Raw genomic sequence first — 21,129 nt, 5'->3', positions numbered from 1 at the left:
CGTTTGCTTCGTCGACGCTGTCGCCGACCGTAGTGGTACGGATCAGCAGGTCGCTATCGCCTGCGGCCAAGGTGATGGCACCGCTGTAGGTCGTCCAGCTACTGCCGCCATCACTGCTGTACTGGAAGCTGCCGGAAGCGTAGTCGTCCGGGCTCAGCGCCGTGCCGTCTGCCAGGGTCAGCACCAGCGTGCTGCCGGCGGCGGCGCCGGTGACGTGCAGTTCGAAGGTGGCCGGATCGCCTTCCGGCACGGTGATGTCGCCGCTGGCGGTGTCGCTCTCGCCGAAGAAGATGGAGGGGATGTCGTCGTCGATGATGGTCGCGGTGGCGCTGTCGCCGTAGCTGCTGCCGTTGCTGCTCAGCGTGGCACCGAGCGTGAAGGTTTCGTTTGCTTCGTCGACGCTGTCGCCGACCGTGGTGGTGCGGATCAGCAGGTCGCTGTCGCCTGCGGCCAACGTAATGGCGCCACTGTAGGTCGTCCAGCTACTGCCGCCATCGCTGCTGTACTGGAAGCTGCCGGAAGCGTAGTCCGATGGACTCAGCGCGGTGCCGTCGGCCAGGGTCAGCACCAGCGTGCTGCCGGCGGCGGCGCCGGTGACATGCAGCGCGAAGGTGGCAGGCTCGCCTTCCGGCACGGTGATGTCGCCACTGGCGGTGTCGCTCTCGCCGAAGAAGATGGTCGGGATGTCATCGTCGATGATGGTGGCGGTGGCGCTGTCGTTGTAGCTGCTGCCGTTACTGCTCAGCGTGGCGCCGAGGGTGAAGGTTTCGTTCGCCTCGTCGACGCTGTCGCCGACCGTGGTGGTGCGGATCAGCAGGTCGCTGTCGCCTGCGGCCAGCGCGATGGCACCGCTGTAGGTCGTCCAGCTGCCGCCGCCATCGCTGCTGTACTGGAAGCTGCCGGAAGCGTAGTCCGCCGGGCTCAGCGCCGTGCCGTCGGCCAGGGTCAGCTGCAGCGTGCTGCCGGCGGCAGCGCCGGTGACGTGCAGTTCGAAGGTGGCCGGATCGCCTTCCGGAACGGTGATGTCGCCGCTTTCCGCCTCCGGATTGCCAAAACGAATGGTCGGCACGTCGTCGTCGACGATGGTCGCGGCGGCGCTGTCGCTGTAACTGGCACCGCCACTGCTCAAGGTGGCACTCAGGGTGAAGTTCTCGTTGGCCTCATCCACGCTGTCGTCCACGGTGCTGGTGCGCACCAGCAACTGGCTGGCCCCCGCGCTGATCGCGATGGCGCCGGTGTAGTCATTCCAGCTGACCCCGCCGTCGGTACTGTACTGGAAAGCGGTGGCGGCGTAGTCGGCCGGCGAGACGGCCGAGCCATTACCGAAAACCAGCACCAGGCTGCTGCCGGCGGCGGCTCCGGTGATGCTGACACCGAACACGGCATCCAGACCCTCTTCAACGGTGACATCACCGGTCGCAATGCCGGGCTGGCCCACCTGAATGCTCGGGGTTGCCGGGATGAGCACCGCGTCACCAAGCGAGGCCTGTTGCAGTGGCGGGTTGCCGCTGTCGAGCCCGTTGTCCAGCGACAGCGGGCTGATGCCCTCGGCCACGCGGCCGATGCGGGTGAAGGAGTTGCCGCCATCCTCGCCGCCACCTGCCGCCAGGCCGGCTGCGGTGGCTTCCAGCTCTTGCAACGGATCCTGGCCGCGTTCCAGTGCCGCCAGGGCCTGCTCGGCCTCCGGACTGAGCGTGGCGATGGCCGCATCGCTGGCATCGCCGGAGGCGGTGTTGAACACATCATCGGTGATGGTGAGGTCGCGGGCTTCGGCGATACGCACGATATTGCCGCTGGCCGACTGCAGCTCGATCACGCCGTCGGCGGGGATGATCAGGCGGTCGCCGGTGGCCACGATGTCGCCCAGTTTCAGGATGCGCTCGCTGCCGTCCGGCGCGATGGCGATGATCTTGCCGATGATGGCGACGACCTTGCCCTGGGCAATGTTGGTAGCGGTAGCCATGATAAAACCCCCAAGCTCGTTGTTGATTCTCTAGTTGTAGAGGTGAGCGTGGGGGCCGGCTATGGTACTGAAGGGAGTTGTACTAAAGGGCAGTACGCGTCAGCTGGACAGTTTCAGCAGCAGCTGCACCCGGTCCGGCACTCCCAGCTTGCCGAAAATGGCGGTGAGGTGGGCCTTGACCGTGCGTTCGGAGATGTCCATGTCGCGGGCGATCTGCTTGTTGCTCTTGCCCTCGCGCAGATGGCCGACCACTTCGCGTTCGCGCTCGGTCAGCTGTTCCAGCAGCGGGCTGTCGGTGCGGGCGACCTGTCCGAAACGGGCGCACAATTGCTGCATCAGGCCGACACCGACCCAGATGCCGTCCGCCGCCACCACCGCGCTGACCTGCTGCAGCGTTTCCGGCTGCGAGAAGGCGTTGAGGAAACCCGCCGCCCCCGCGCCCAGCCACTGTACCGCCTGGCGGTCGGATGGCGTGCTGCTCAGCACGATCACGCGGGCACGGCCGAAATCGCCGCGGCACAGCCGCGCCAGCAGCGCTTCATCCTGATTGTCGGCATCCACCCACACCACCCCCTGGGCGCAGCGCTGCGGCTGCTCGGCAAGCGCCGACAAGGAGTCGTACACTTCCAGCTCGCGGTCCAGGGCGGCCTGCAAGTGTTGCTGCAACGAGGGACTGCTGGTGATGAGTAGTGTCGGCATGTCAGCGTTCGCTCAGGGCTTGTGCTTTGGCACGTAATACCGGTTTCAGAAGGTAGTTCAGCACGCTCTTGTGCCCGGTGATGATGTCGACTTCCGCCACCATGCCGGGGATGATCGGCAGTTTTTTCTCGCTCAGGTGCGCGGCATCGGTCTTGACCTTGACCACGTAGTAGGTGTTGCCCTTGTCGTCGGTGATGGAGTCGGCACCGATCTGATGCAGCTTGCCCTTGAGACCGCCGTAGATAGTTGAGTCATAGGCGGTAAAGCGGACAAACACCGGCTGCCCCGGATGCAGGAAGGCGATATCGCGCGGCGAGACCTTGGCCTCGATCAGCAGCGAATCGTCCAGCGGCACGATCTCGAGGATGTCGCGGCCCGGCTGCACCACGCCACCGACGGTGTTGACCAGCAGGCGCTTGACCTCGCCGCGCACCGGCGAGCGGATCTCGGTGAGGTCGACCTTGTCCTGCAGCGCGGCACTGCCGGCGCCGAGCGTGCTCAGCTTGGCCAGTGTTTCCGACAGTTCGGTACTGGCCTGGTTGCGGAACGCCAGTTCCACCTCCTGGATCTTGCGGTTGGCCTCGCTGATCGCGGACTGGATCTTCGGCACCTGCGCATTGGACATGTCGCGTTCGCCGCGATAGCGCGACACATCACGCTCCAGCCGCAACACGTCGACCTCGGACACCGCGCCGGATTTCAGCAGCGGTCGCGTCACCGTCAGCTCGCGCATGGTCAGTTCCAGCCCCTGGTTGGCCTGTTCGCGCCGCGCGCGCGCCTCGTTCAGCTCTTCGGTCCGCTGCGCCAGCTGCTGGCGGGCGATGGAGACGTTGGCATCCAGCTCCATGCGTTTGGATTGGTAGAGATCCATTTCCTGACGCGCGATTTCCGGCGCCTGGCTGGTCACTTCAGGCGGCAGCGAGAATGGCTTGCCTTCGGCCAGCGCCCGCAGCCGCGAGGCCTTGGCCTGCAGCGACAGCACCTGCGACTGGTTTTCGTTGAGCGAGGACACGAAACGGGTATTGTCGACCTGCAGCAACAGTTGGCCGCGTTCGACGATATCGCCCTCTTTCACCAGGATCTTCGACACCACGCCGCCATCCAGGCTCTGCAGATGCTGGATCTGGCTGGTCGGCACCACCTTGCCCTCGCCGCGCGCCACCTCGTCGAGCGTGGCGAACGCCGACCACAGCAGCGCCGACACCAGGAACAGGCCGATCACCCAGATGAACATGCGCGGCCGCTGCGGATTCTGCTCCAGAATCGCCCACTCGGCGTCGGCGGCAAAATCCTGGCGGTCCTGCAGGTCTTCCGCCGTGGTCCAGTCCAGCACGCGGCGCACCAGCGGGCTGCGCTTGGCCTGCGAGGTTTGCCACAGTTTGTTAAGCAGTTTTTTCATACTTGTGCCCTTCCGATCTTGCCTTGTTGCAGGGCCTGGACCACCTCTGCTTTCGGACCATCCGCCAGGATGCGGCCCTGGTCGATCACGATGATGCGATCCGCCAGATCCAGCAGCGCGGTGTGGTGCGTCACCAGCACCATGGTCTTGCCCGGCATGATCTTCTCGAAGGTGCGCTTCATCGCCGCCTCGGTACTGTGGTCCATATTGCTGGTCGGTTCGTCCAGCAGCATGATCGGCGGGGCGTTCAGCAGCGCGCGGGCGATGGTGATCGCCTTGCGCTGGCCGCCGGACAGCGATTCGCCGCGCTCGCCGATCACCATGTCGAAACCTTCCGGATGGCTGTTGACGAACTCGCTCAGCCCGGCCAGATCCGCCGCGGCGGCGATACTGGCGTCGTGCACGTGCGGCTGGCCCATGCTGATGTTCTGGCGCAGCGTGCCGTAGAACAGTACCGGCTCCTGCGACACGTAGCCGACGTTGCGGCGCAACTCGGCCGGATCGATCTGGCGCAGGTCGACCCCGTCAATGCGGGTCGAGCCCTGCTGCGGCTGGTACAGGCCCATGATCAGCTTCTGGATGGTGGACTTGCCGGAGCCGACACGGCCGAGGATGGCCACCTTCTCGCCGGCACGGATGCGGAACGACACATTGTGCAGCGCGCCCAGCGGGCTGTTGGGATAGGTGAACGACACGTTGGAGAACTCGATGTCGCCGTTGAAGTGGGTGCGATGGAAGAAAGTGGCTTCTTCTTCGCGCTCCACCGGCATTTTCATCAGCCCTTCCAGCGAGTCCAGCGACGACTTGGCGTTGTTGAACTGCGTCATCAGTCCGGCCACCGCGCCCATCGGCGCAATGGCGCGGCCGGCCAGCATGGTGCAGGCGATCAGGCCGCCAACCGATGACAGCCCCTCCTTGATCAGGTAGACGCCGATGATGATGATCGACACCGACATCAGCTGCTGGATGAAGCCGGCGAAGTTCATGGTCACCGCCGACAGGAACTTGAGGCGGCTGCCGACCTGCGCCAGGAACAGCGTCGCCTTCTCCCAGCGCCCCTGCAGCACGCCTTCGGCGCCGAGGGTCTTGATGGTTTCCAGGCCGACCAGGCTTTCCACCAGGTGGGCATTGCGCTGCGACGAGGCGCGGAAGGTGGTCTCGGTCAGCTCCTGCATCTGGCCCTGCACCGTGAATGCCAGCAGCAGCATCAGCAGGATCGCCACCAGCGGCGGCAACACCATCCACGGCGAGATCCAGAAGATCACGAACACGAACAGCAGCGCGAACGGTACGTCCACCAGCGTGGTCACCGTGGCGGAGGCAATGAAGTCGCGCACCGTCTCGAAGGCACGAAGGTTGGCCGCAAAGGCACCGACCGAGGCCGGTCGCGCCTCCATGCGGATGCCGAGCACGCGCTCCATGATCAGCGCCGACAGCATCACGTCCACCCGCTTGCTGGCCAGGTCGATCAGATAGCCGCGGGTCAGCTTGAGGATGAAGTCGAACACCAGGATCAGCAGTACCCCCAGCCCCAGCACCCACAGCGTGTCGAACGCCATGTTGGGCACCACGCGGTCGTACACGTTCATCGAGAACAGCGGAAACACCAGTGCGAACACGTTGACGAAGAAGGCGGCGATCAGCGCGTCGCGGTACAGCGGACGCCCCTGCAGGATGGCGTGCCAGAACCAGTGCTGGGTGCGCGCCTTGTTCAGCTCCGGCACCCGCTTGTCGAAGCGGAAGCGTGGTTTGACCACGATGGCCAGCCCGCTGTAGCGCGCGGCCAGCTCGCTGCCGCTCAGCACCTGCACCGCTTCCGGCAGCTCGGCCGGGCTGATGTAGTAGTTGCCGTCGGCGTCGATCTCGCGCAGCAGGCAGGCGTCATTGCCGTTGAGCAGCAGCACCGCCGGCAACAGCGCCGCCGGCAGCTCGTGCAGCGGCTTGCGCAGCACCCGCGACACCAGACCGGCGCGGCGCGCCGCGCGCGAGAACATCGCCGGGGTCAGCCGTTGTTCTTCCAGCGGAATGCCGGCAATCAGCGAGTCACGGGTGGTGGTGATGCCGTGCTGCCGTGTCAGTTCGAACAGGCAGTCCAGCAAGGGATCCAGATGGGTGGCACGTTGCGAAATATCCGCCTGTGCGCCTTTGTGTTCCTGATTATTCATATGCGGTCTTTGTCAAGGCATCGCCTTTGGGTCTTCGTGGGCAACGAAAGCTGCGGCCGGCATTGGCAACCGGCATCATTATTAGCACGGCATGGCCAACTTGCAAATATCTTTTGATTGATTATAAACAAATGATTTCAATTGAGTGCCATACGCGGCGCCAATAACAAAAGCCAGCTTACAGGAAGCTGGCTTTTTGCTGCACAAAACCCGGATCAGGGCTGCTGTAAACGGATCGCCCTGACAAAAAGCACGACACTGGCGAAATAGCACACCGTCAGCAGTACCTCGACCAGCGCCAGGGTTTGCGACAGCCCGCTGTCCGACCAGGCGCGCATCACGCCTTCGGCAAAGAAGGCAAGGATGAACATGCTGGACCACTGGTAGGTGTAGACCCGCTGGCGCAGCACCCCCATCAGCGGCAACAGCAGCAGCACCGCCTTCAGCACCAGGAAGGAGCCGCCCGGGCGCAACGGTGCCAGCACCAGCTCCCACGCCAGGCTGAGCATGATCAGCGCGATCAGGCTGCAAACCGCGCCCCAGTGGAACAGGCGGGCATTAGTCATGGCTCACCTCCGTCTGGCGACCGATCAGTACCGCCATCAGGATGCCGGCTTCGTACAGCAGCCACAGCGGCACCGCCATCATGATCTGCGACAGCACGTCCGGCGGCGTCACCACCGCGGCGATGACGAAGGCGCCGACAATGACGTAGGGGCGGCCTTCGCGCAGCTGCGCCAAGCTGACCACGCCCATGCGATGCAGCACGATCACCACGATCGGCACCTCGAAGGTGACGCCGAAGGCGACAAACATGCCGAGCACGAAGGACAGGTATTTGTCGATATCGGTCATCATCGACACCCCTTCCGGCGTCACCGCGCTCATAAAGCCGAACACCACCGGGAACACCGCAAAGTAGGCAAAGGCCATGCCGACAAAGAACAGCAGCACGCTGGAGATCACCAGCGGCAGCACCAGCCGCTTCTCGTGGTTGTACAGCCCGGGCGCGACAAAGGCCCAGATCTGGTACATGGTATTGGGCAGCGACAGCAGGAAGGCGACCAGCATGGTGACCTTGACCGGCACGAAGAACGGCGCGGTCACGTCGGTGGCAATCATGTTGGTGCCGGCCGGCAGCACGTCCAGCATCGGTTTGGCCAGCAGGTGGTAGATGTCGCCGGACCAGTGGAACAGCGCCAGGAAGCACACCACGATGCCTAGCGTAATGCGCACCACACGGCTGCGCAGCTCGATCAGGTGCGCGAGCAAAGGTTGTTGATCGCTCATTCGCGCACTTTGACCACAGGGTTGTCCGGCGGTGCCGCAGACGGCACCGCCTCGAAAAGATCCAGCTGATTATCGTCCGGTACCGCGGCCGGCGAGGCGGTCGCGCTGCTGCTGTCGTCCGCTGGCTCGGGCGGGGCGATCTGCCGTGCCGCCTCGTCCAGCAGCTGGCCGGCCTCCTGCTCTACTGCCTGTGCCGTCTGTCCGATCTGCTGCGACAGCTCGCGCACGCCGGCGACTTCGCTCTCGATCTGGCTGCGGAAGGCGTCGGCTGCCTGCTGCACGTCCTGCTTCAGGTCGTCGAAACCGGCCATCTGGCTGTGCTGATGGATGTCGGACTTGACGCTGGCGACAAAGCGCTGCGCGCGGCCGACCAGCGCACCGATGGTACGGGCGACGGTCGGCAGCCGTTCCGGCCCCAGCACGATCAGGGCCACCACGCCGACAATCAGGAGTTCGCCGAAGCTGATATCAAACACGCTGCTTACTTCTTGTTGTCGGGATCGACATCAATCACGCGACCGCCCTGTTCCGGCTTGTCGCCTTCCTCGCCCTTCATGCCTTCCTTGAAGCCCTTGACGGCGCCGCCCAGGTCCTGGCCGATATTGCGCAATTTCTTGGTACCGAATACCAGTACCACCACCAACAAAACGATCAGCCAGTGCCAGATGCTAAAAGAACCCATGACCACTACCTCAATGTTGAACGGACGCGCTGCGTCGCATGGTTATTTGTTGCCGTAGACGTGTACGTGCAGGTGGAACACTTCCTGACCGCCGCCGCGACCGGTGTTGATCGCGGTCTTGAAGCCGCCGGCCAGACCCTGTTCGGCGGCCAGCTTCGGCACCAGCAGCATCAGCTTGGCCAGCATCGCCGCGTCATCAGCGCTGCAGTGCGCCAGCGACTCGACGTGCCGTTTCGGCACCAGCAGGAAGTGCACATCACCGGCCGGCTTGATGTCGTGGAAGGCCACCACGTCGTCGTCTTCGTATACCTTGTTGGCCGGGATGTCGCCGGCCGCAATCTTACAGAAAATACAATCGCTCATGTCTACTCTCTCCGCCTCAGGACTGCGGGTTGCGCGCGGCTTTTTCGTCGAGGCCGGAGATGCCCTCGCGGCGCTTCAGCTCCACCAGCACGTCTTCCGGGCGCAGGCCGTGATGCGCCAGCAGCACCATGGTGTGGAACCACAGGTCGGCCACTTCGCGCACCAGATGCAGGCGGTCCTTGTCCTTGGACGCCATCAGCACCTCGGCCGCCTCTTCCGCCACTTTCTTCAGGATCGCATCCTCGCCCTTGTGGAACAGCGAAGCCACGTAGGACGAGCTGGGGCTGGATTCCTTGCGGGCTTCCAGCGTGTCACCAATGTGCTGTAATACGTCAGCGGCAATCATGTGCATCCTTTCAAACCGTCAGCGCGGCCAGTATATGTCGATTCTGTGACAATTCGATAACAAGGCGTAGCAGGGGCAACCCTTGCCCTGCGGCTCAGTGCTGATGCGCGCCGTAGATGGCGTGCGGATCCTTGAGCACCGCGTCGGTGACCTGCCACTCGCCGTCGCGCAGCACGCGGTAGAAGCAGCTTTCGCGACCGGTGTGGCAGGCGATGCCGCCGGCCTGTTCGATCTGCATGGTGATCACGTCGCCATCGCAGTCGAGGCGCAGTTCCTTCACCGTTTGCAGGTGGCCGGATTCCTCGCCCTTTTTCCACAGTTTCTGGCGCGAGCGCGTCCAGTAGTGGGCGATGCCGGTCTCTGCGGTCAGCTGCAGCGACTCGCGGTTCATGTAGGCGACCATCAGCACGCGGCCCGTGTTGGCATCCTGGGCGATGGCGACCACCAGCCCCTTGTCGTCCCACTTCACTTCATCCAGCCAGTTCGGAGCAGTCATTGCGGCCAACCTTTACAAACGTACTTCGATGCCGGCGGCGCGCATCGCTTCTTTCGCCTGGCGCACGGTGTACTCGCCGAAATGGAAGATGCTGGCGGCCAGCACCGCGTCGGCCTTGCCCAGCGTCACGCCTTCCACCAGATGCTGCAGGTTGCCGACGCCGCCGGAGGCGATCACCGGCACCGGTACCGCGTCCGACACCGCCCGCGTCAGCGGCAGGTTGAAGCCGATCTTGGTGCCGTCGCGGTCCATGCTGGTCAGCAGGATCTCGCCGGCGCCGTATTCCGCCATCTTGACCGCCCACTCCACCGCGTCCAGCCCGGTGGCCTTGCGCCCGCCGTGGGTGAAGATCTCCCAGCGGTCGTTGGCCGGCGACACCGCCTTGGCGTCGACCGCCACCACGATGCACTGGCTGCCGAACTTGTCGGCGGCCTCGCGCACCAGGTCGGGATTGGTGATCGCCGCGGTGTTGATGCTGACCTTGTCGGCGCCGGCATTGAGCAGGCGGCGGATATCGGCCACCTGGCGCACGCCGCCACCCACCGTCAGCGGGATGAACACCTGTTCCGCCACCGACTCGATCACGTGCAGGATCAGGTCGCGGTCGTCGGAACTGGCGGTAATGTCGAGGAAGGTCAGCTCGTCGGCGCCCTGCTCGTTATAGCGCTTGGCGATTTCGACCGGGTCGCCGGCGTCACGCAGGCCGACAAAATTGATGCCCTTGACCACGCGACCGGCAGTCACGTCCAGGCAGGGGATAATGCGTTTGGCTAGAGACATGGTGTTCTGTACTGAAGGTTGGCCGCAAGCGCTTGCGGCCAACCTTGGAGGTGATTGCAAACTGCCTCAGACTTCGGACAGTTCGTCGGCCAGATCCTGCGCGGCGGCAAAATCGATGCTGCCTTCGTAGATGGCGCGGCCGGTAATGGCGCCTTCGATGCCTTCGCTCTCTACCGCGCACAGATTGCGCACGTCGTCGAGATTGGTCAGGCCGCCGGAGGCGATCACCGGAACAGTCAGTGCCTGCGCCAGCTTGACGGTGGCGTCGATATTGACGCCGTTCATCATGCCGTCGCGGCCGATATCGGTGTAGATCACCGAGTTCACGCCGTAGTCTTCGAAGCGTTTGGCGAGATCGATCACGTTGTGGGTGGTGACCTTGGCCCAGCCGTCGATGGCGACCATGCCGTCCTTGGCGTCGAGACCGACGATCACCTGGCCGGGGAAGGCGTCACAGGCGTCGTGCAGAAAGCCCGGATTCTTCACCGCGGCGGTGCCGATAATCACGTATTTCAGGCCCAGGTCGAAGTACTTCTCGATGGTATCCAGGTCGCGAATGCCGCCGCCGAGCTGTACCGGCATGTCGTCGCCGACCGCGCCGAGAATGTCGCGGATCACCGACAGGTTCTTCGGCTTGCCGGCAAAGGCGCCGTTCAGATCCACCAGGTGCAGGCGGCGGGCGCCCTGGTCACGCCAGTGCAGCGCGACCTTGACCGGGTCGTCGGAAAAAACGGTGGCGTCGTCCATCACGCCCTGTTTCAGGCGTACGCATTGACCATCCTTGAGGTCGATAGCAGGTATCAGCAGCATGGTGCGAACAGAATCTTCGGTAAGTTAAACAGTGCCATCCCAGGCCAGGAAGTTCTTCATCATCTGAAGTCCGGCGCGATGGCTCTTTTCGGTGTGAAATTGGGTGGCAAAGATATTGCCACGTCCGACGATACAGGAAAACCGGTCGGGGTACTCGCTTTGTGCCAGCGTCAGCTGCGGGTCCTGCGGTGCGAAGTGGTAACTGTGCACAAAATAGAAACGCTCGCCGTCTTCGATGCCGGCAAACAGCGGGTGTGCCACGGTCTGGAACACGCGGTTCCAGCCCATGTGCGGCACTTTCAGGCGCTCGCCGTGCGCATCGCGCAGGTTGGCCGCAAAGCGTTTGACCTCGCCCTTGAAGATGCCGAGGCCGGGAGTGTTGCCCTCCTCGCTGCGCTCGAACAGCAGCTGGGCGCCGACGCAGATGCCGAAGAACGGCTTGGTCTGCGTGGTTTCGCGCACCGCCTCGGCCAGGCCGTGCGCGTTCAGTTCGCGCATGCAGTCCGGCATCGCGCCCTGGCCGGGAAACACCACCTTGTCCGCCGTCACTACCCGCTCCGGATCGGAGGTCAGGAAGATGTCGGCGCCGATGTCGTTGACGCTCTGCACGGACTTCAGCACCGAGTGCAGATTGCCCATGCCGTAATCGATGACGGCTACCTTCATGCGGTCAGGGTCCCCTTGGTCGATGGCGTGATGCCGGCCATACGTTCGTCGAATTCCACCGCCATGCGCAGCGCGCGGCCAAAGGCCTTGAACACGGTTTCGGCCTGGTGATGGCTGTTCACGCCGCGCAGGTTGTCGATATGCAGCGTCACCATGCTGTGGTTGACGAAGCCGTGGAAGAATTCACTGAACAGATCGACATCGAAACCGCCGATGGCGGCGCGGGTAAACGGAATGTGGTACTGCAGGCCCGGGCGGCCGGACAGGTCGATCACCACGCGGCTCAGTGCCTCGTCCAGCGGCACGTAGGCGTGGCCGTAGCGGCGGATGCCCTTCTTGTCGCCGATGGCCTTGGCAAAGGCCTGGCCCAGGGTGATGCCGATGTCTTCGACGGTGTGGTGGGCGTCGATGTGCAGATCGCCGCGCGCGCTGATGTCGAGGTCGATCAGGCCGTGGCGGGCGATCTGGTCCATCATGTGATCGAGAAACGGCACGCCGGTATCAAAGCGGCCGACGCCGCTGCCGTCGAGATTGACGGTGGCGGTGATCTGGGTTTCCAGGGTATTGCGGGTAACGGTAGCGGTGCGCATGGTGGCTCAGGCAAAGTAGGTGGTGATCGCGGCCAGAACCGCGGTGTTTTCGTCCGGGCTGCCGACGGTCAGGCGCAGGCAGTTGGCCAGCAGCGGATGGTAGCCGTGCAGGTTTTTCACCAGGATGCGCGCCTCTTTCAGCGCGGCAAACAGCGCCAGCGCATCCGGCACGCGCACGGTGAGGAAGTTGGCCTCCGACGGGAACACCTTCAGCTGCGGCAGCGCACTCAGGGCGGCGGCCAACCTTTCGCGTTCGCGGCGCAATTCCGCCGCCTGCGCGTCGAATACCGCGATATGGCGCAGCGCGAACTTGGCGGCGGCCTGGGTCAGCACGTTGATATTGTACGGCGGGCGCACCTTGTCCAGCTGCGCCATCACCTCAGGGTGACCAGCGGCATAGCCCAGACGCAAGCCGGCGAGGCCGAGCTTGGACAGCGTGCGCATCACGATCAGGCGCTCGTGGCTGCCGGCCAGATCCATGAAGCTGTCGTCGGCAAACGCCTGGTAGGCCTCGTCGACCACCACCAGCCCTGGGGCGGCATCGAGAATCGCCTGCACCTCGGCACGGGCAAAGCGCGGCCCGGTCGGGTTGTTGGGGTAGGACACGAACACCACCGCCGGCTGCTGGCTGGCGATGGCGGCCAGCGTGGCCGGCAGGTCGAGGCTGAAATCGGCGGCCAGCGGCACCCCGACGTAGCGCACGCGCGAGAACTGCGCGTTGAGCTTGTACATCACGAACGACGGCTCCAGCGCCATCACCACGATATCGGGGGCGGCCAGTGCCTGGGTGATCAGGGTGATGATTTCGTCGGAGCCGTTGCCGAGGATGACATCGGCGGCGGCGGGGATGGCAAAGGCAACCTTGAGCTGCTCCTTCAGGCCATCGCCGTGCGGATCGGGGTAACGGTTGAGGGCGACATCGGCCAAGGTCTGTCCCAGTTCGCTGCGCAGCGGCTCTGGCAGGCGGTACGGGTTTTCCATGGCGTCCAGCTTGATAAAGCCGGCGGCATCGGCAACGTGGTAGGCCTGCATGGCCAGCACGTCGGGGCGGAACAGCTTCTGTATAGACATTTTATTCGACATTTCGTTACCGGCGGCGCCGGATGGAACTGCCGGCAAAGCCCGACACAATCAATTCACAAGACTTTCATCCTACCTGTTTTGGCAGGGGGCGCCTAGCTCCGCGGCGGCTTTTCTGCGGCAGCGCAACCGCGTGGCAGGGCCACACCATGACATGAAAATGGCCAGCAGTGCTGGCCATGACAAGACGGGGTTGGGGTCGCCGCGCGCTCAGTCGCCGGCCGGGTCCAGTCGCAGCTCCGCGGCACGGGCGTGGGCGGTCAGTCCCTCGCCGTGCGCCAGGATGCTGGCGATCTTGCCCAGCTTCTGCGCGCCGGCGTGCGACACGCGGATCAGGCTGCTGCGCTTCTGGAAGTCGTACACCCCCAGCGGGCTGGCAAAACGTGCGGTGCGGCTGGTCGGCAGCACGTGGTTGGGCCCGGCGCAGTAGTCGCCCAGACTTTCCGAGGTGAAGCGGCCCATGAAGATGGCACCGGCGTGGCGCAGCTTGTCCAAGTACGTCTCCGGCTCCGCCACCGACAGCTCCAGATGCTCTGGCGCGATGTAGTTGGAGATGGCGCAGGCTTCTTCCAGATCACGCACCTGGATCAGTGCACCGCGGTTGCCGAGGCTGGCCTCGATGATGGCGCGGCGCGGCATCGCCGGCAGCAGCTTCGCTATGCTGGCCTCGACGCGGGCGATGAAGTCGGCCGACGGGGACAGCAGGATGGCCTGCGCGATCTCGTCGTGCTCGGCCTGGCTGAACAGGTCCATCGCGATCCAGTCCGGGTCGGTGTCGCCGTCGCAGATCACCAGGATCTCGGACGGGCCGGCCACCATGTCGATGCCGACCACGCCGAACACGCGGCGCTTGGCGGCGGCGACGTAGGCATTGCCGGGGCCGGTGATCTTGTCCACCTGCGGCACGCTTTCGGTGCCGTAGGCCAGTGCGGCGACGGCTTGTGCGCCGCCACAGGTGAATACCTTGTCGACACCGGCGATGTAGGCGGCGGCCAGCACCAGGTCGTTCTGTTCGCCGTTCGGCGTCGGCACCACCATGATGATCTCGCCGACGCCGGCGACCTTGGCCGGCAGCGCGTTCATCAGCACCGAGCTGGGATAGGCGGCCTTGCCGCCGGGCACGTAGATGCCGACGCGGTCCAGCGGCGTCACCTGCTGGCCGAGCAGGGTGCCGTCTTCGTCCTCGTAGCTCCACGAGTGTGCCAGCTGCTTTTCGTGGTAACGGCGCACGCGCTCGGCGGCGGCTTCCAGCGCCTCGCGCACGTGCGCCGGCAGGCGGTCGTGCGCAGCCTGCAGCTGCTCGCGGCTCAGCGTCAGCGCCGCCATGTCGGCCACGTTCATGCGGTCGAAACGGTTGGTGTATTCCACTACCGCCGCGTCGCCGCGTGCCTTGACGTCGTCACAGATGGCGGCCACGGCGGCGTCGACCGCCGGATCCTGGGCGGTTTCAAAGGCCAGCAGCGCCTTGAGGCGGGCGTCGAAATCGGCTTGGGAGGAAGACAGGCGTTGCATGGTTACGGCTCCATAGGCTTGCGGCCAACCTCAGAGTTGGCCGCAACGGGCATAGGCTTACTGCGACACCGCGCCGGCAAAGGCGTCCAGCACCGGCTGGATGGTGTCGTACTTGAGTTTGAGCGCGGCCTGGTTCACCACCAGTCGCGAGCTGATGTCGATGATGTGTTCCACCGCCAGCAGGTTGTTGGCTTTCAGCGTGCTGCCGGTGGACACCAGATCGACGATGGCGTCGGCGAGGCCGACCAGCGGCGCCAGCTCCATCGAGCCGTACAGCTTGATGATGTCGACGTGCACGCCCTTGGCGGCGAAATGCTCGCGCGCGATCTGCGGGTACTTGGTGGCAATCTTCAGGCGCGCGCCGTGCTTGACCGCGGCGTCGTAGTCGAAGCCGTTTTCCACCGCCACCATCATCTTGCACTTGGCGATGTTGAGGTCCAGCGGCTGGTACAGCCCGGCACCACCGTGCTCGATCAGCACATCACGGCCGGCGATGCCCAGATCGGCGGCGCCATACTGCACGTAGGTCGGCACGTCGGACGCGCGCACGATCACCAGCTGCACGTCGGGACGGTTGGTGCCGATGATCAGCTTGCGCGAGGATTCCGGGGCTTCGGCAGGTTCGATGCCGGCAGCGGCCAGCAACGGCAGGGTTTCTTCAAAAATGCGGCCCTTCGAGAGGGCAATGGTCAGGGTCATGATATTGATGCGTTGCAATAATGGGGATCAGCGTACCAGAGCCCGGCGCTCTCGCTCAAGGTTGGCCACGTAACGTTGCACCATGGTTTCGCGCGGGGTGTTCATATTGGCGAAGCAGCATCCGGCACGAATGCTTTCCTGACCGTTTTTATGCTGAACCGGAATCAGGTGGCGGATTTCCAGCTGCACCTGCAACACGCCGAACGGTTTCAGCTCGATCGACACCTGGTAGAGGTCGCCGACATGGAACTTGGCCGCCTGTGCGGTGGACAACACCAGCGCGGCTCCGCCGAGGCTGATGTCGGCCAGCGGCAGCGACAGCTCGCCGGCAGGATGGTCCAGGAACTGGCACAGCACCGGATTGACGATCGGGGTGGGAATGCGGAAGAACTCGCGGCGTTGCAGCTTGATCACCTGCTCCGGCAGCTCCACCTCGAAGGCGTCTCCGCCCTGGAAACTGATACGGCGCGGCTGGCCGGTGGTGAACTGGGTCTTGACCCCGGCCGGCGAACAGACGTAGATATTGCGCTCGCTCTCCAGGAACAGCTTGTTGGCGTGCTCGTTGGCACCCCAGTCCAGCACCATGGTGCGGGCGACGTTGTCCAGCGCCAGGATGCGGGTCAGGATGAAGGATTTTCCCTTGTTGGAAAATACCGTCACCATCTGCCCCTGCTGCACGATGCCGCGCAGGTGATGCACCACTTCAGCCGCACTGGTCAGCGTGTATTTGCTCAGGTCTATGCTGGGCTGGGTGCTGCCACTGGCGGCACCGGGCGTGAGGTCATCGGTCACGGTTACGACGTCCGGAATGCGGTAGTAAAGGATACAACGGTCACTACGGAGTTTAACCCAATAAGGCCTTTACATCATGGGCGATATCGCTGGCCGGCGTGGCGTAGGGCAAATACACCCGCAACTTGCCCTCCCGATCGAACAGATAACTGCCGGCGCTGTGATCCACGCTGTAGCCACCGCCCGCCGCCGGCTGGCGCTGGGCGACGACCTTGAAGTTGCTGGCCACGGCGGCAACTTCTGCCTCGCTGCCGGTCAGGCCGAGAAAACGCGGGTCGAAATGCGGGATGTAGCCGGCCAGCACCGGCGACGTGTCGCGCTGCGGGTCGACGCTGACGAACAGCACCTGCAGCCGGTCGCCATCGGCACCCAACTGCTTGGCCGCCTGGGCGAACTCCAGCATGGTGGTCGGGCACACGTCCGGGCAGTGGGTATAGCCGAAGAACAGCGCCACCACCTTGCCCTTGAACTCGTCCAGCGAGTGGCGTTTGCCGTCGTGACCGGTAAGGGTAAACGGCTGGCCAAAGCTGGCGCCGCTGATGTCGGTACCCTTGAACGCCGGCGGTGGCGGCGCACCATCGCAGGCAGCCAATCCGGTCATAAGGGCAACAAGCAGCAGCAAACGTACAAGCAAGGGCATGAGGTCATCCACTCAGGGGCAGGAAAAAGACGCGGTCTAGCAGCAGGGCGGCGAACAACCAGGTCAGGAACTGGATCGACCAGCGGAAGCAGCGCCGCGCGGAGTCGTCAGCATAATGACGGTGCAGGCGGGCGGCAAGCTGCACAAAGCGCGCGTTGAGCAGCAGGATGGCCAGCAGGTACACCGCCCCCGCTGCCTGCAACGCCAGCGGCAGCAGGGTCACCGCCGCCAGCAGCACGGTGTAGAGCAGGATGGACAGCGTGGTGAACGCTTGGCCGTGGGTCAGCGGCAGCATCGGCAGGCCGGCGCGGGCGTAGTCGTCGCGGCGGTACAGCGCCAGCGCCCAAAAGTGCGGCGGCGTCCAGGTGTAGATGATCAGGAACAGCACCATCGCCATCGCGCTGACCTCGCCGGTCATCGCCGCCCAGCCGAGGATGGGCGGCATCGCGCCGCTGGCGCCGCCGATCACGATGTTCTGCGGCGTGTTCGGCTTCAGCAGCAGGGTGTAGACGATGGCGTAGCCGGCAAAGGTGGCCAGGGTCAGCCACGCGGTCAGCGCGTTGACCAGCGCGATCAGCAGCGCCATGCCCAGCCCCAGCGCGGTCAGCGCCACCAGCAGCGTCTCGGCCGTCCCCAGCTCGCCGCTGGCGGTGGCGCGGCGCGCGGTACGGCGCATGCGCGCGTCGATGGTGCGCTCCACCAGGCAGTTGATCATCGCCGCAGCGCCGGCCACCAGCGCGATGCCGAGCGTGGCGGCCAGCATGCGGCCGGGGTCGGGCCAGCCTGGCACCGCCAGCACCATGCCGATCACGGCGCAGAACACGATCAGCGCCACCACTTTCGGTTTCGCCAGCTGCCACAGGGCACCGGCATGACGACGCAGGGAGGGAGTGGTCAGGGCGGTCATCGTGTTCTCCTCGTGGCGGGATCCAGCGACAGCAATAGCAGCGTGGAGACGATCAGCAGCAGCATGGCACCGGCGTTGTGCGCCACCGCCAGCGGCAGCGGCAGTTGCAACAGCACGTTGCCGACACCGAGCGAAACCTGCAGCAGCCAGCTACCGAGCAACAGGCACAACAGCGGTCGCAGCGGTGGCTGGCGCCACAGCCGCAGCGCCAGCCACAGCAACAGCAGCGACACCAGCGCGGCGCCCAGCCGGTGCGCCCAGTGCATGGCCAGCAGGTGGCTGCCCAGCAGCGGCGCGCCGTCCGGGCCTTCGCCCAATTCGCGCAGCAGATGGAAGGCGCCCTGCCACTGCGCGTCCGGCCACCACGCGCCGTTGCAGGCCGGGAAGCCCTGGCAGGCCAGCGCCGCGTAATTGCTCGACACCCAGCCGCCGAGCGCGATCTGCAGCAGCAGCAGCAAGGGCAGCAGCAGCGCCAGCGCGAAGCTGCCCGCCCCCACCGCGTGGCGCTGCGGCAGGCGCCGCTGCCACCAGCAGCAGGCGGCCAGCAGCGCCGCCAGCGTCATGCCGCCCAGCAGGTGGGCGCTGACGATGGCCGGTTTCAGCAGCAGGGTGACGGTCCACATCCCCAGCGCGCCCTGCACGCACACCAGCAACAGCAGCAGCGCCGCCCAGCCGCGCAGCCGGCGCTGACGCCAAGCCAGCACGTTCAGCGCCAGCAGCAGCAGGCCGAGACTGGCGGCCAGATAGCGGTGGCTCATTTCCTTCCACGCCTTGGCCATGCTCACCGGGCCGTCAGGGTTGGCCGCATGCTGTTCCTGGATCAGCGGCGCCGCGTGCAGCGGCGACAGCCGGCCATAGCAGCCCGGCCAGTCCGGACAACCAAGACCGGCATCCGACAGCCGTACGTACGCCCCCAGCGGCACCACGATGCACACCAGCAACAAGGCCAGCCACAGCACGCGTCTCATCCTGCCCCCTTCCCTGCCCGCACCGGCACGGACAGCCGTTGCCGCGGCCACTTTAGCCGAGGCTGTTATTGTTTTTCAGCACACTGCGAATTTCCCTGATCACCGCCGCCGGCGCGGCGCCATCCGGGTAGAACAGCACGCCGTTGCCGTGCGGGTCCACCAGATAGAAACCGTCCTGCCGCAGCGTGGCATCGGCCTGCTGGCGCCGCACCAGCCGCGTGGCGGCCTCGCCCTGCGCGGTGTGGATCTGCCGCATCGCGAAGCGGCGCTGCTCGCAGGCCGGATTGCAGCTTGCGGCGGCGTCGAGCAGCACCCAGCGCCCTTGCGGCCAACCTTGCTGCCGCGCCTGCGGCAGCGGTGTCGCCAACAGCTGGCCGTAGCTCTTGCCACCGGCCGGCGGCAGCCAGCGGTACGACAGCCACGACGCCAGCACCGGCAGCGCGCAGAGCAGCGCAATCAGCAGCAACTTAACCCGTCCGCGATCCCGAGCGCTCATCCCGTCCCCTCCTCTGCACGATCCATGCTCCTGTAATCAGGCATAGCCCAAGCAGCAGCCATTGCAAGGCATAGGCATAGTGGCGCTGCGGATCGAACGGCGGCCGCACCGGCCACGGCTGCAGCGGCGGCAGGGTCACATCCAGCACCAGCAGACCGTCGTGCAGCCGCCCCGGCAGGCGCCGCGCCAGCGCCGCCCAGTCCAGCGCATCGACCTCGCCGCGATCCGCCACCCGCGCACCGGACAGCAGGTAGGGCTGCGGTCGCGGCAGCCAGTAGCCCTGCAAGCGCAGTGGTGGCAGCGGAATGCGCACGTAGGCCGCCGGCCCGCGCAGCCAGCCGCGATCGACCACCACCCAGCTGCCGTCGGGCAGTTGCACCGGCTGCCAGATGCGGATGCCGCTGGCCCCGCCGAGCAGCGCATTGGCGACGCGGATCTCCGGCTCGCTGCCGCGCACTTGCAGCCACGCACGCTGGCCGGCCGGCGCCGTGCTGGCGGCCAGTGCGGCCAACGGTTGCGGTGCCTGCCGCAGGTTGAACTCATGGTGGAGCAGCTGCGCCTGCCGTTGCTGGCCGCGCTGCCATTGCCACAGCGCAAGCAAAAAAGGCAGCAGCGCCAGCAACCACAACAGCCACGCCAGCCGCAGCCGGCCACGCTGGCGGCGAAAGCCGGCACGGCTGCTAGACTGGATTACACCCACCGGAGGACATGTCATGAAGATTGCCGCCATCACCCTGCTGTTGCTGATCATGCTGACGCTGGCCTTTGCCCTCTACAGCGTCAGCCGCGGCACTTCGCCGCGCCAGACCGTCAGGGCGCTGACCCTGCGCGTGGCACTGTCGCTGGGGCTGTTCCTGCTGCTGATGGCCGGCGGCATGCTCGGCTGGTGGCTGCCGCACGGGCGCTGACGCCTCCCGCCGCTACAGCCAGTACACGAACACGAACAGGATCAGCCACACCACGTCGACGAAGTGCCAGTACCATGCCGCGGCCTCGAAGGCGAAGTGGTGCTGGCTGTCGAAGTGGCCGCGCAGCACCCGCAGCCACACCACCGCCAGCATGATGGCGCCCAGCAGCACGTGCAGGCCGTGAAAACCGGTCAACATGAAGAAGGTCATGCCGTAGGCGCCGGAGGCCAGCGACAGGCCCAGCTCGTTCATCGCGTGCGCGTACTCGTAGATCTGCAGCCCGAGGAACAGCGCGCCCAGCACCACCGTCAGCCCGAGGCCGCCTGTCAGCTGCCTGCGGGAACCGGACAGCAGCCCCCAGTGCGCCCAGGTCAGCGTGGCACCAGACGACAGCAGGATCAGGGTATTGACCGCCGGCAGCCCCCACGGCCCCATTGCCTGGTAGGACGCGCTGATGCCGGGGCCGGTGGCCAGCGGCCAGCTGGCGGCAAAACCGGGGTACAGCAGCTGGTGCTGCTCGTTGCCCAGCTCCGGCACCGAGATGGTCCGCACGTAGAACAGCGCGCCGAAGAAGGCGGCAAAGAACATCACCTCGGAAAAGATGAACCAGCTCATGCCCCAGCGGAACGAGGCATCCTCGCGCCGCTGGTAACGGCCGGACAGGCTTTCGCGGATCACGTCGCCGAACCAGCCGAACAGCATCCACAGCAGGATCAGCACCCCCAGCAGCAGGCCGAACTTGCCGGCGGCGATGCCGTTGACGGTGAAGGAGGCGCCCAGCCCCAGTGCAAACAGCGCCACCGCGCCGATGATCGGCCAGCGCGACGGATCGGGCACGAAATAGTGGTGCGAGGTGTCGTTATGCATGATTCCTCCGT

Annotated in this window: 26 protein-coding genes; 1 reads left to right on the top strand and 25 read right to left on the bottom strand. The window is 65.3% G+C overall.

Translation table 11 applies throughout. The features are described from left to right. The 24 genes from ACG97_RS14655 to ACG97_RS17390 all read right to left on the bottom strand — a co-directional run. Positions 1-1,963: retention module-containing protein (locus ACG97_RS14655; protein ID WP_047968114.1), on the bottom strand; the 1,963-nt coding region annotated here is incomplete at its 3' end. Between the two features lie 99 nt (positions 1,964-2,062). Further along, on the bottom strand, positions 2,063-2,662 hold the full coding sequence (locus ACG97_RS14650) for a response regulator transcription factor (protein ID WP_047968113.1): 600 nt from the start codon (positions 2,660-2,662) through the stop codon (positions 2,063-2,065). A 1-nt stretch (position 2,663) separates the two neighbouring features. Then, positions 2,664-4,061, bottom strand: a complete 1,398-nt coding sequence (locus tag ACG97_RS14645) for an HlyD family type I secretion periplasmic adaptor subunit (protein ID WP_047968112.1) — start codon at positions 4,059-4,061, stop codon at positions 2,664-2,666. Then, positions 4,058-6,226 (bottom strand): type I secretion system permease/ATPase, encoded by a 2,169-nt coding sequence (locus ACG97_RS14640; RefSeq protein WP_047968111.1) that lies wholly within the window; start codon positions 6,224-6,226, stop codon positions 4,058-4,060. Before ACG97_RS14640 ends, ACG97_RS14645 begins: the two co-directional genes overlap by 4 nt. A 215-nt stretch (positions 6,227-6,441) precedes the next feature. Then, the gene (locus tag ACG97_RS14635) at positions 6,442-6,792 is read right to left on the bottom strand and encodes a DUF2069 domain-containing protein (protein ID WP_047968110.1); all 351 of its coding nucleotides are present in this window, start codon (positions 6,790-6,792) and stop codon (positions 6,442-6,444) included. Beyond that, positions 6,785-7,516, bottom strand: coding sequence for a twin-arginine translocase subunit TatC (tatC, locus tag ACG97_RS14630; protein WP_047968109.1), 732 nt, complete (start codon positions 7,514-7,516; stop codon positions 6,785-6,787). The genes ACG97_RS14635 and tatC overlap by 8 nt, the downstream gene beginning before the upstream one ends. Beyond that, entirely contained in the window at positions 7,513-7,992 is a 480-nt protein-coding gene (tatB, locus tag ACG97_RS14625) for a Sec-independent protein translocase protein TatB (protein ID WP_047968108.1), read from the bottom strand. Before tatB ends, tatC begins: the two co-directional genes overlap by 4 nt. 5 nt (positions 7,993-7,997) lie before the next feature. Continuing rightward, on the bottom strand, positions 7,998-8,198 hold the full coding sequence (gene tatA / locus ACG97_RS14620; RefSeq protein ID WP_047968107.1) for a Sec-independent protein translocase subunit TatA: 201 nt from the start codon (positions 8,196-8,198) through the stop codon (positions 7,998-8,000). A 42-nt stretch (positions 8,199-8,240) separates the two neighbouring features. Beyond that, a complete protein-coding gene (locus ACG97_RS14615) occupies positions 8,241-8,561 on the bottom strand; it encodes a histidine triad nucleotide-binding protein (protein ID WP_047968106.1) in 321 nt (106 codons plus the stop codon). Between the two features lie 16 nt (positions 8,562-8,577). Continuing rightward, positions 8,578-8,907 (bottom strand): phosphoribosyl-ATP diphosphatase, encoded by a 330-nt coding sequence (locus tag ACG97_RS14610; RefSeq protein WP_047968117.1) that lies wholly within the window; start codon positions 8,905-8,907, stop codon positions 8,578-8,580. Between the two features lie 94 nt (positions 8,908-9,001). Next, positions 9,002-9,403, bottom strand: coding sequence for a phosphoribosyl-AMP cyclohydrolase (gene hisI / locus ACG97_RS14605; RefSeq protein ID WP_047968105.1), 402 nt, complete (start codon positions 9,401-9,403; stop codon positions 9,002-9,004). A gap of 12 nt (positions 9,404-9,415) precedes the next feature. After that, positions 9,416-10,183 (bottom strand): imidazole glycerol phosphate synthase subunit HisF, encoded by a 768-nt coding sequence (gene hisF, locus ACG97_RS14600; protein WP_047968104.1) that lies wholly within the window; start codon positions 10,181-10,183, stop codon positions 9,416-9,418. Positions 10,184-10,249: 66 nt separating this feature from the next. Beyond that, positions 10,250-10,993 (bottom strand): 1-(5-phosphoribosyl)-5-[(5-phosphoribosylamino)methylideneamino]imidazole-4-carboxamide isomerase, encoded by a 744-nt coding sequence (gene hisA / locus ACG97_RS14595; RefSeq protein ID WP_047968103.1) that lies wholly within the window; start codon positions 10,991-10,993, stop codon positions 10,250-10,252. Between the two features lie 24 nt (positions 10,994-11,017). Beyond that, on the bottom strand, positions 11,018-11,659 hold the full coding sequence (gene hisH, locus ACG97_RS14590; RefSeq protein WP_047968102.1) for an imidazole glycerol phosphate synthase subunit HisH: 642 nt from the start codon (positions 11,657-11,659) through the stop codon (positions 11,018-11,020). Beyond that, on the bottom strand, positions 11,656-12,249 hold the full coding sequence (gene hisB, locus ACG97_RS14585) for an imidazoleglycerol-phosphate dehydratase HisB (RefSeq protein WP_047968101.1): 594 nt from the start codon (positions 12,247-12,249) through the stop codon (positions 11,656-11,658). The genes hisH and hisB overlap by 4 nt, the downstream gene beginning before the upstream one ends. Before the next feature lie 6 nt (positions 12,250-12,255). Beyond that, positions 12,256-13,320: a histidinol-phosphate transaminase gene (gene hisC, locus ACG97_RS14580; protein WP_238377354.1), complete on the bottom strand. Its 1,065-nt coding sequence runs from the start codon at positions 13,318-13,320 to the stop codon at positions 12,256-12,258. 219 nt (positions 13,321-13,539) lie between these two features. Beyond that, positions 13,540-14,841, bottom strand: coding sequence for a histidinol dehydrogenase (gene hisD, locus ACG97_RS14575; protein WP_047968099.1), 1,302 nt, complete (start codon positions 14,839-14,841; stop codon positions 13,540-13,542). A gap of 57 nt (positions 14,842-14,898) precedes the next feature. After that, positions 14,899-15,540 carry an ATP phosphoribosyltransferase gene (hisG, locus tag ACG97_RS14570; RefSeq protein ID WP_047968098.1) on the bottom strand — a complete coding sequence of 214 codons (642 nt, stop codon included), beginning with the start codon at positions 15,538-15,540 and terminating at the stop codon, positions 14,899-14,901. A gap of 27 nt (positions 15,541-15,567) precedes the next feature. Beyond that, a complete protein-coding gene (locus tag ACG97_RS14565; RefSeq protein WP_156168056.1) occupies positions 15,568-16,332 on the bottom strand; it encodes a flagellar brake protein in 765 nt (254 codons plus the stop codon). A 52-nt stretch (positions 16,333-16,384) separates the two neighbouring features. Continuing rightward, positions 16,385-16,933: an SCO family protein gene (locus tag ACG97_RS14560; RefSeq protein WP_238377353.1), complete on the bottom strand. Its 549-nt coding sequence runs from the start codon at positions 16,931-16,933 to the stop codon at positions 16,385-16,387. Positions 16,934-16,976: 43 nt separating this feature from the next. Beyond that, entirely contained in the window at positions 16,977-17,879 is a 903-nt protein-coding gene (locus ACG97_RS14555) for a heme o synthase (protein ID WP_047968095.1), read from the bottom strand. Then, positions 17,876-18,847, bottom strand: coding sequence for a heme A synthase (locus ACG97_RS14550; RefSeq protein WP_047968094.1), 972 nt, complete (start codon positions 18,845-18,847; stop codon positions 17,876-17,878). Before ACG97_RS14550 ends, ACG97_RS14555 begins: the two co-directional genes overlap by 4 nt. A 52-nt stretch (positions 18,848-18,899) precedes the next feature. Continuing rightward, positions 18,900-19,343 carry a hypothetical protein gene (locus tag ACG97_RS14545; RefSeq protein ID WP_047968093.1) on the bottom strand — a complete coding sequence of 148 codons (444 nt, stop codon included), beginning with the start codon at positions 19,341-19,343 and terminating at the stop codon, positions 18,900-18,902. Further along, on the bottom strand, positions 19,315-20,058 hold the full coding sequence (locus ACG97_RS17390; RefSeq protein WP_082133810.1) for an SURF1 family cytochrome oxidase biogenesis protein: 744 nt from the start codon (positions 20,056-20,058) through the stop codon (positions 19,315-19,317). Before ACG97_RS17390 ends, ACG97_RS14545 begins: the two co-directional genes overlap by 29 nt. On the opposite strand from ACG97_RS17390, the gene ACG97_RS14535 reads away from it, so the two are divergent. Next, a complete protein-coding gene (locus ACG97_RS14535) occupies positions 20,057-20,251 on the top strand; it encodes a DUF2909 family protein (protein WP_047968092.1) in 195 nt (64 codons plus the stop codon). The genes ACG97_RS17390 and ACG97_RS14535 overlap by 2 nt on opposite strands. A gap of 12 nt (positions 20,252-20,263) precedes the next feature. Here ACG97_RS14535 and ACG97_RS14530 read toward each other — a convergent pair whose 3' ends face one another. After that, a complete protein-coding gene (locus tag ACG97_RS14530; protein WP_047968091.1) occupies positions 20,264-21,118 on the bottom strand; it encodes a cytochrome c oxidase subunit 3 in 855 nt (284 codons plus the stop codon). Between the last annotated feature and the right edge of the window lie 11 nt (positions 21,119-21,129).

The organism is Vogesella sp. EB, assembly GCF_001037925.1.
Lineage (GTDB): Bacteria > Pseudomonadota > Gammaproteobacteria > Burkholderiales > Chromobacteriaceae > Vogesella > Vogesella indigofera.
The sequence above is the reverse complement of the archived record's forward strand: the minus strand, read 5'-3'. Positions and strand labels throughout refer to the sequence as shown.

Bases quoted from the DNA above. Each gene is read 5' to 3' on its own strand.
- ACG97_RS14650 (WP_047968113.1), bottom strand. From the start codon at position 2,662: ATGCCGACACTACTCATCACCAGCAGTCCCTCGTTGCAGCAACACTTG.
- ACG97_RS14645 (WP_047968112.1), bottom strand. From the start codon at position 4,061: ATGAAAAAACTGCTTAACAAACTGTGGCAAACCTCGCAGGCCAAGCGC.
- ACG97_RS14640 (WP_047968111.1), bottom strand. From the start codon at position 6,226: ATGAATAATCAGGAACACAAAGGCGCACAGGCGGATATTTCGCAACGT.
- ACG97_RS14635 (WP_047968110.1), bottom strand. From the start codon at position 6,792: ATGACTAATGCCCGCCTGTTCCACTGGGGCGCGGTTTGCAGCCTGATC.
- tatC (WP_047968109.1), bottom strand. From the start codon at position 7,516: ATGAGCGATCAACAACCTTTGCTCGCGCACCTGATCGAGCTGCGCAGC.
- tatA (WP_047968107.1), bottom strand. From the start codon at position 8,198: ATGGGTTCTTTTAGCATCTGGCACTGGCTGATCGTTTTGTTGGTGGTG.
- ACG97_RS14615 (WP_047968106.1), bottom strand. From the start codon at position 8,561: ATGAGCGATTGTATTTTCTGTAAGATTGCGGCCGGCGACATCCCGGCC.
- ACG97_RS14610 (WP_047968117.1), bottom strand. From the start codon at position 8,907: ATGATTGCCGCTGACGTATTACAGCACATTGGTGACACGCTGGAAGCC.
- hisI (WP_047968105.1), bottom strand. From the start codon at position 9,403: ATGACTGCTCCGAACTGGCTGGATGAAGTGAAGTGGGACGACAAGGGG.
- hisF (WP_047968104.1), bottom strand. From the start codon at position 10,183: ATGTCTCTAGCCAAACGCATTATCCCCTGCCTGGACGTGACTGCCGGT.
- hisA (WP_047968103.1), bottom strand. From the start codon at position 10,993: ATGCTGCTGATACCTGCTATCGACCTCAAGGATGGTCAATGCGTACGC.
- hisH (WP_047968102.1), bottom strand. From the start codon at position 11,659: ATGAAGGTAGCCGTCATCGATTACGGCATGGGCAATCTGCACTCGGTG.
- hisB (WP_047968101.1), bottom strand. From the start codon at position 12,249: ATGCGCACCGCTACCGTTACCCGCAATACCCTGGAAACCCAGATCACC.
- hisC (WP_238377354.1), bottom strand. From the start codon at position 13,320: ATGTCTATACAGAAGCTGTTCCGCCCCGACGTGCTGGCCATGCAGGCC.
- hisD (WP_047968099.1), bottom strand. From the start codon at position 14,841: ATGCAACGCCTGTCTTCCTCCCAAGCCGATTTCGACGCCCGCCTCAAG.
- hisG (WP_047968098.1), bottom strand. From the start codon at position 15,540: ATGACCCTGACCATTGCCCTCTCGAAGGGCCGCATTTTTGAAGAAACC.
- ACG97_RS14560 (WP_238377353.1), bottom strand. From the start codon at position 16,933: ATGACCGGATTGGCTGCCTGCGATGGTGCGCCGCCACCGCCGGCGTTC.
- ACG97_RS14555 (WP_047968095.1), bottom strand. From the start codon at position 17,879: ATGACCGCCCTGACCACTCCCTCCCTGCGTCGTCATGCCGGTGCCCTG.
- ACG97_RS14550 (WP_047968094.1), bottom strand. From the start codon at position 18,847: ATGAGACGCGTGCTGTGGCTGGCCTTGTTGCTGGTGTGCATCGTGGTG.
- ACG97_RS14545 (WP_047968093.1), bottom strand. From the start codon at position 19,343: ATGAGCGCTCGGGATCGCGGACGGGTTAAGTTGCTGCTGATTGCGCTG.
- ACG97_RS14535 (WP_047968092.1), top strand. From the start codon at position 20,057: ATGAAGATTGCCGCCATCACCCTGCTGTTGCTGATCATGCTGACGCTG.
- ACG97_RS17390 (WP_082133810.1), bottom strand. From the start codon at position 20,058: ATGACATGTCCTCCGGTGGGTGTAATCCAGTCTAGCAGCCGTGCCGGC.
- ACG97_RS14530 (WP_047968091.1), bottom strand. From the start codon at position 21,118: ATGCATAACGACACCTCGCACCACTATTTCGTGCCCGATCCGTCGCGC.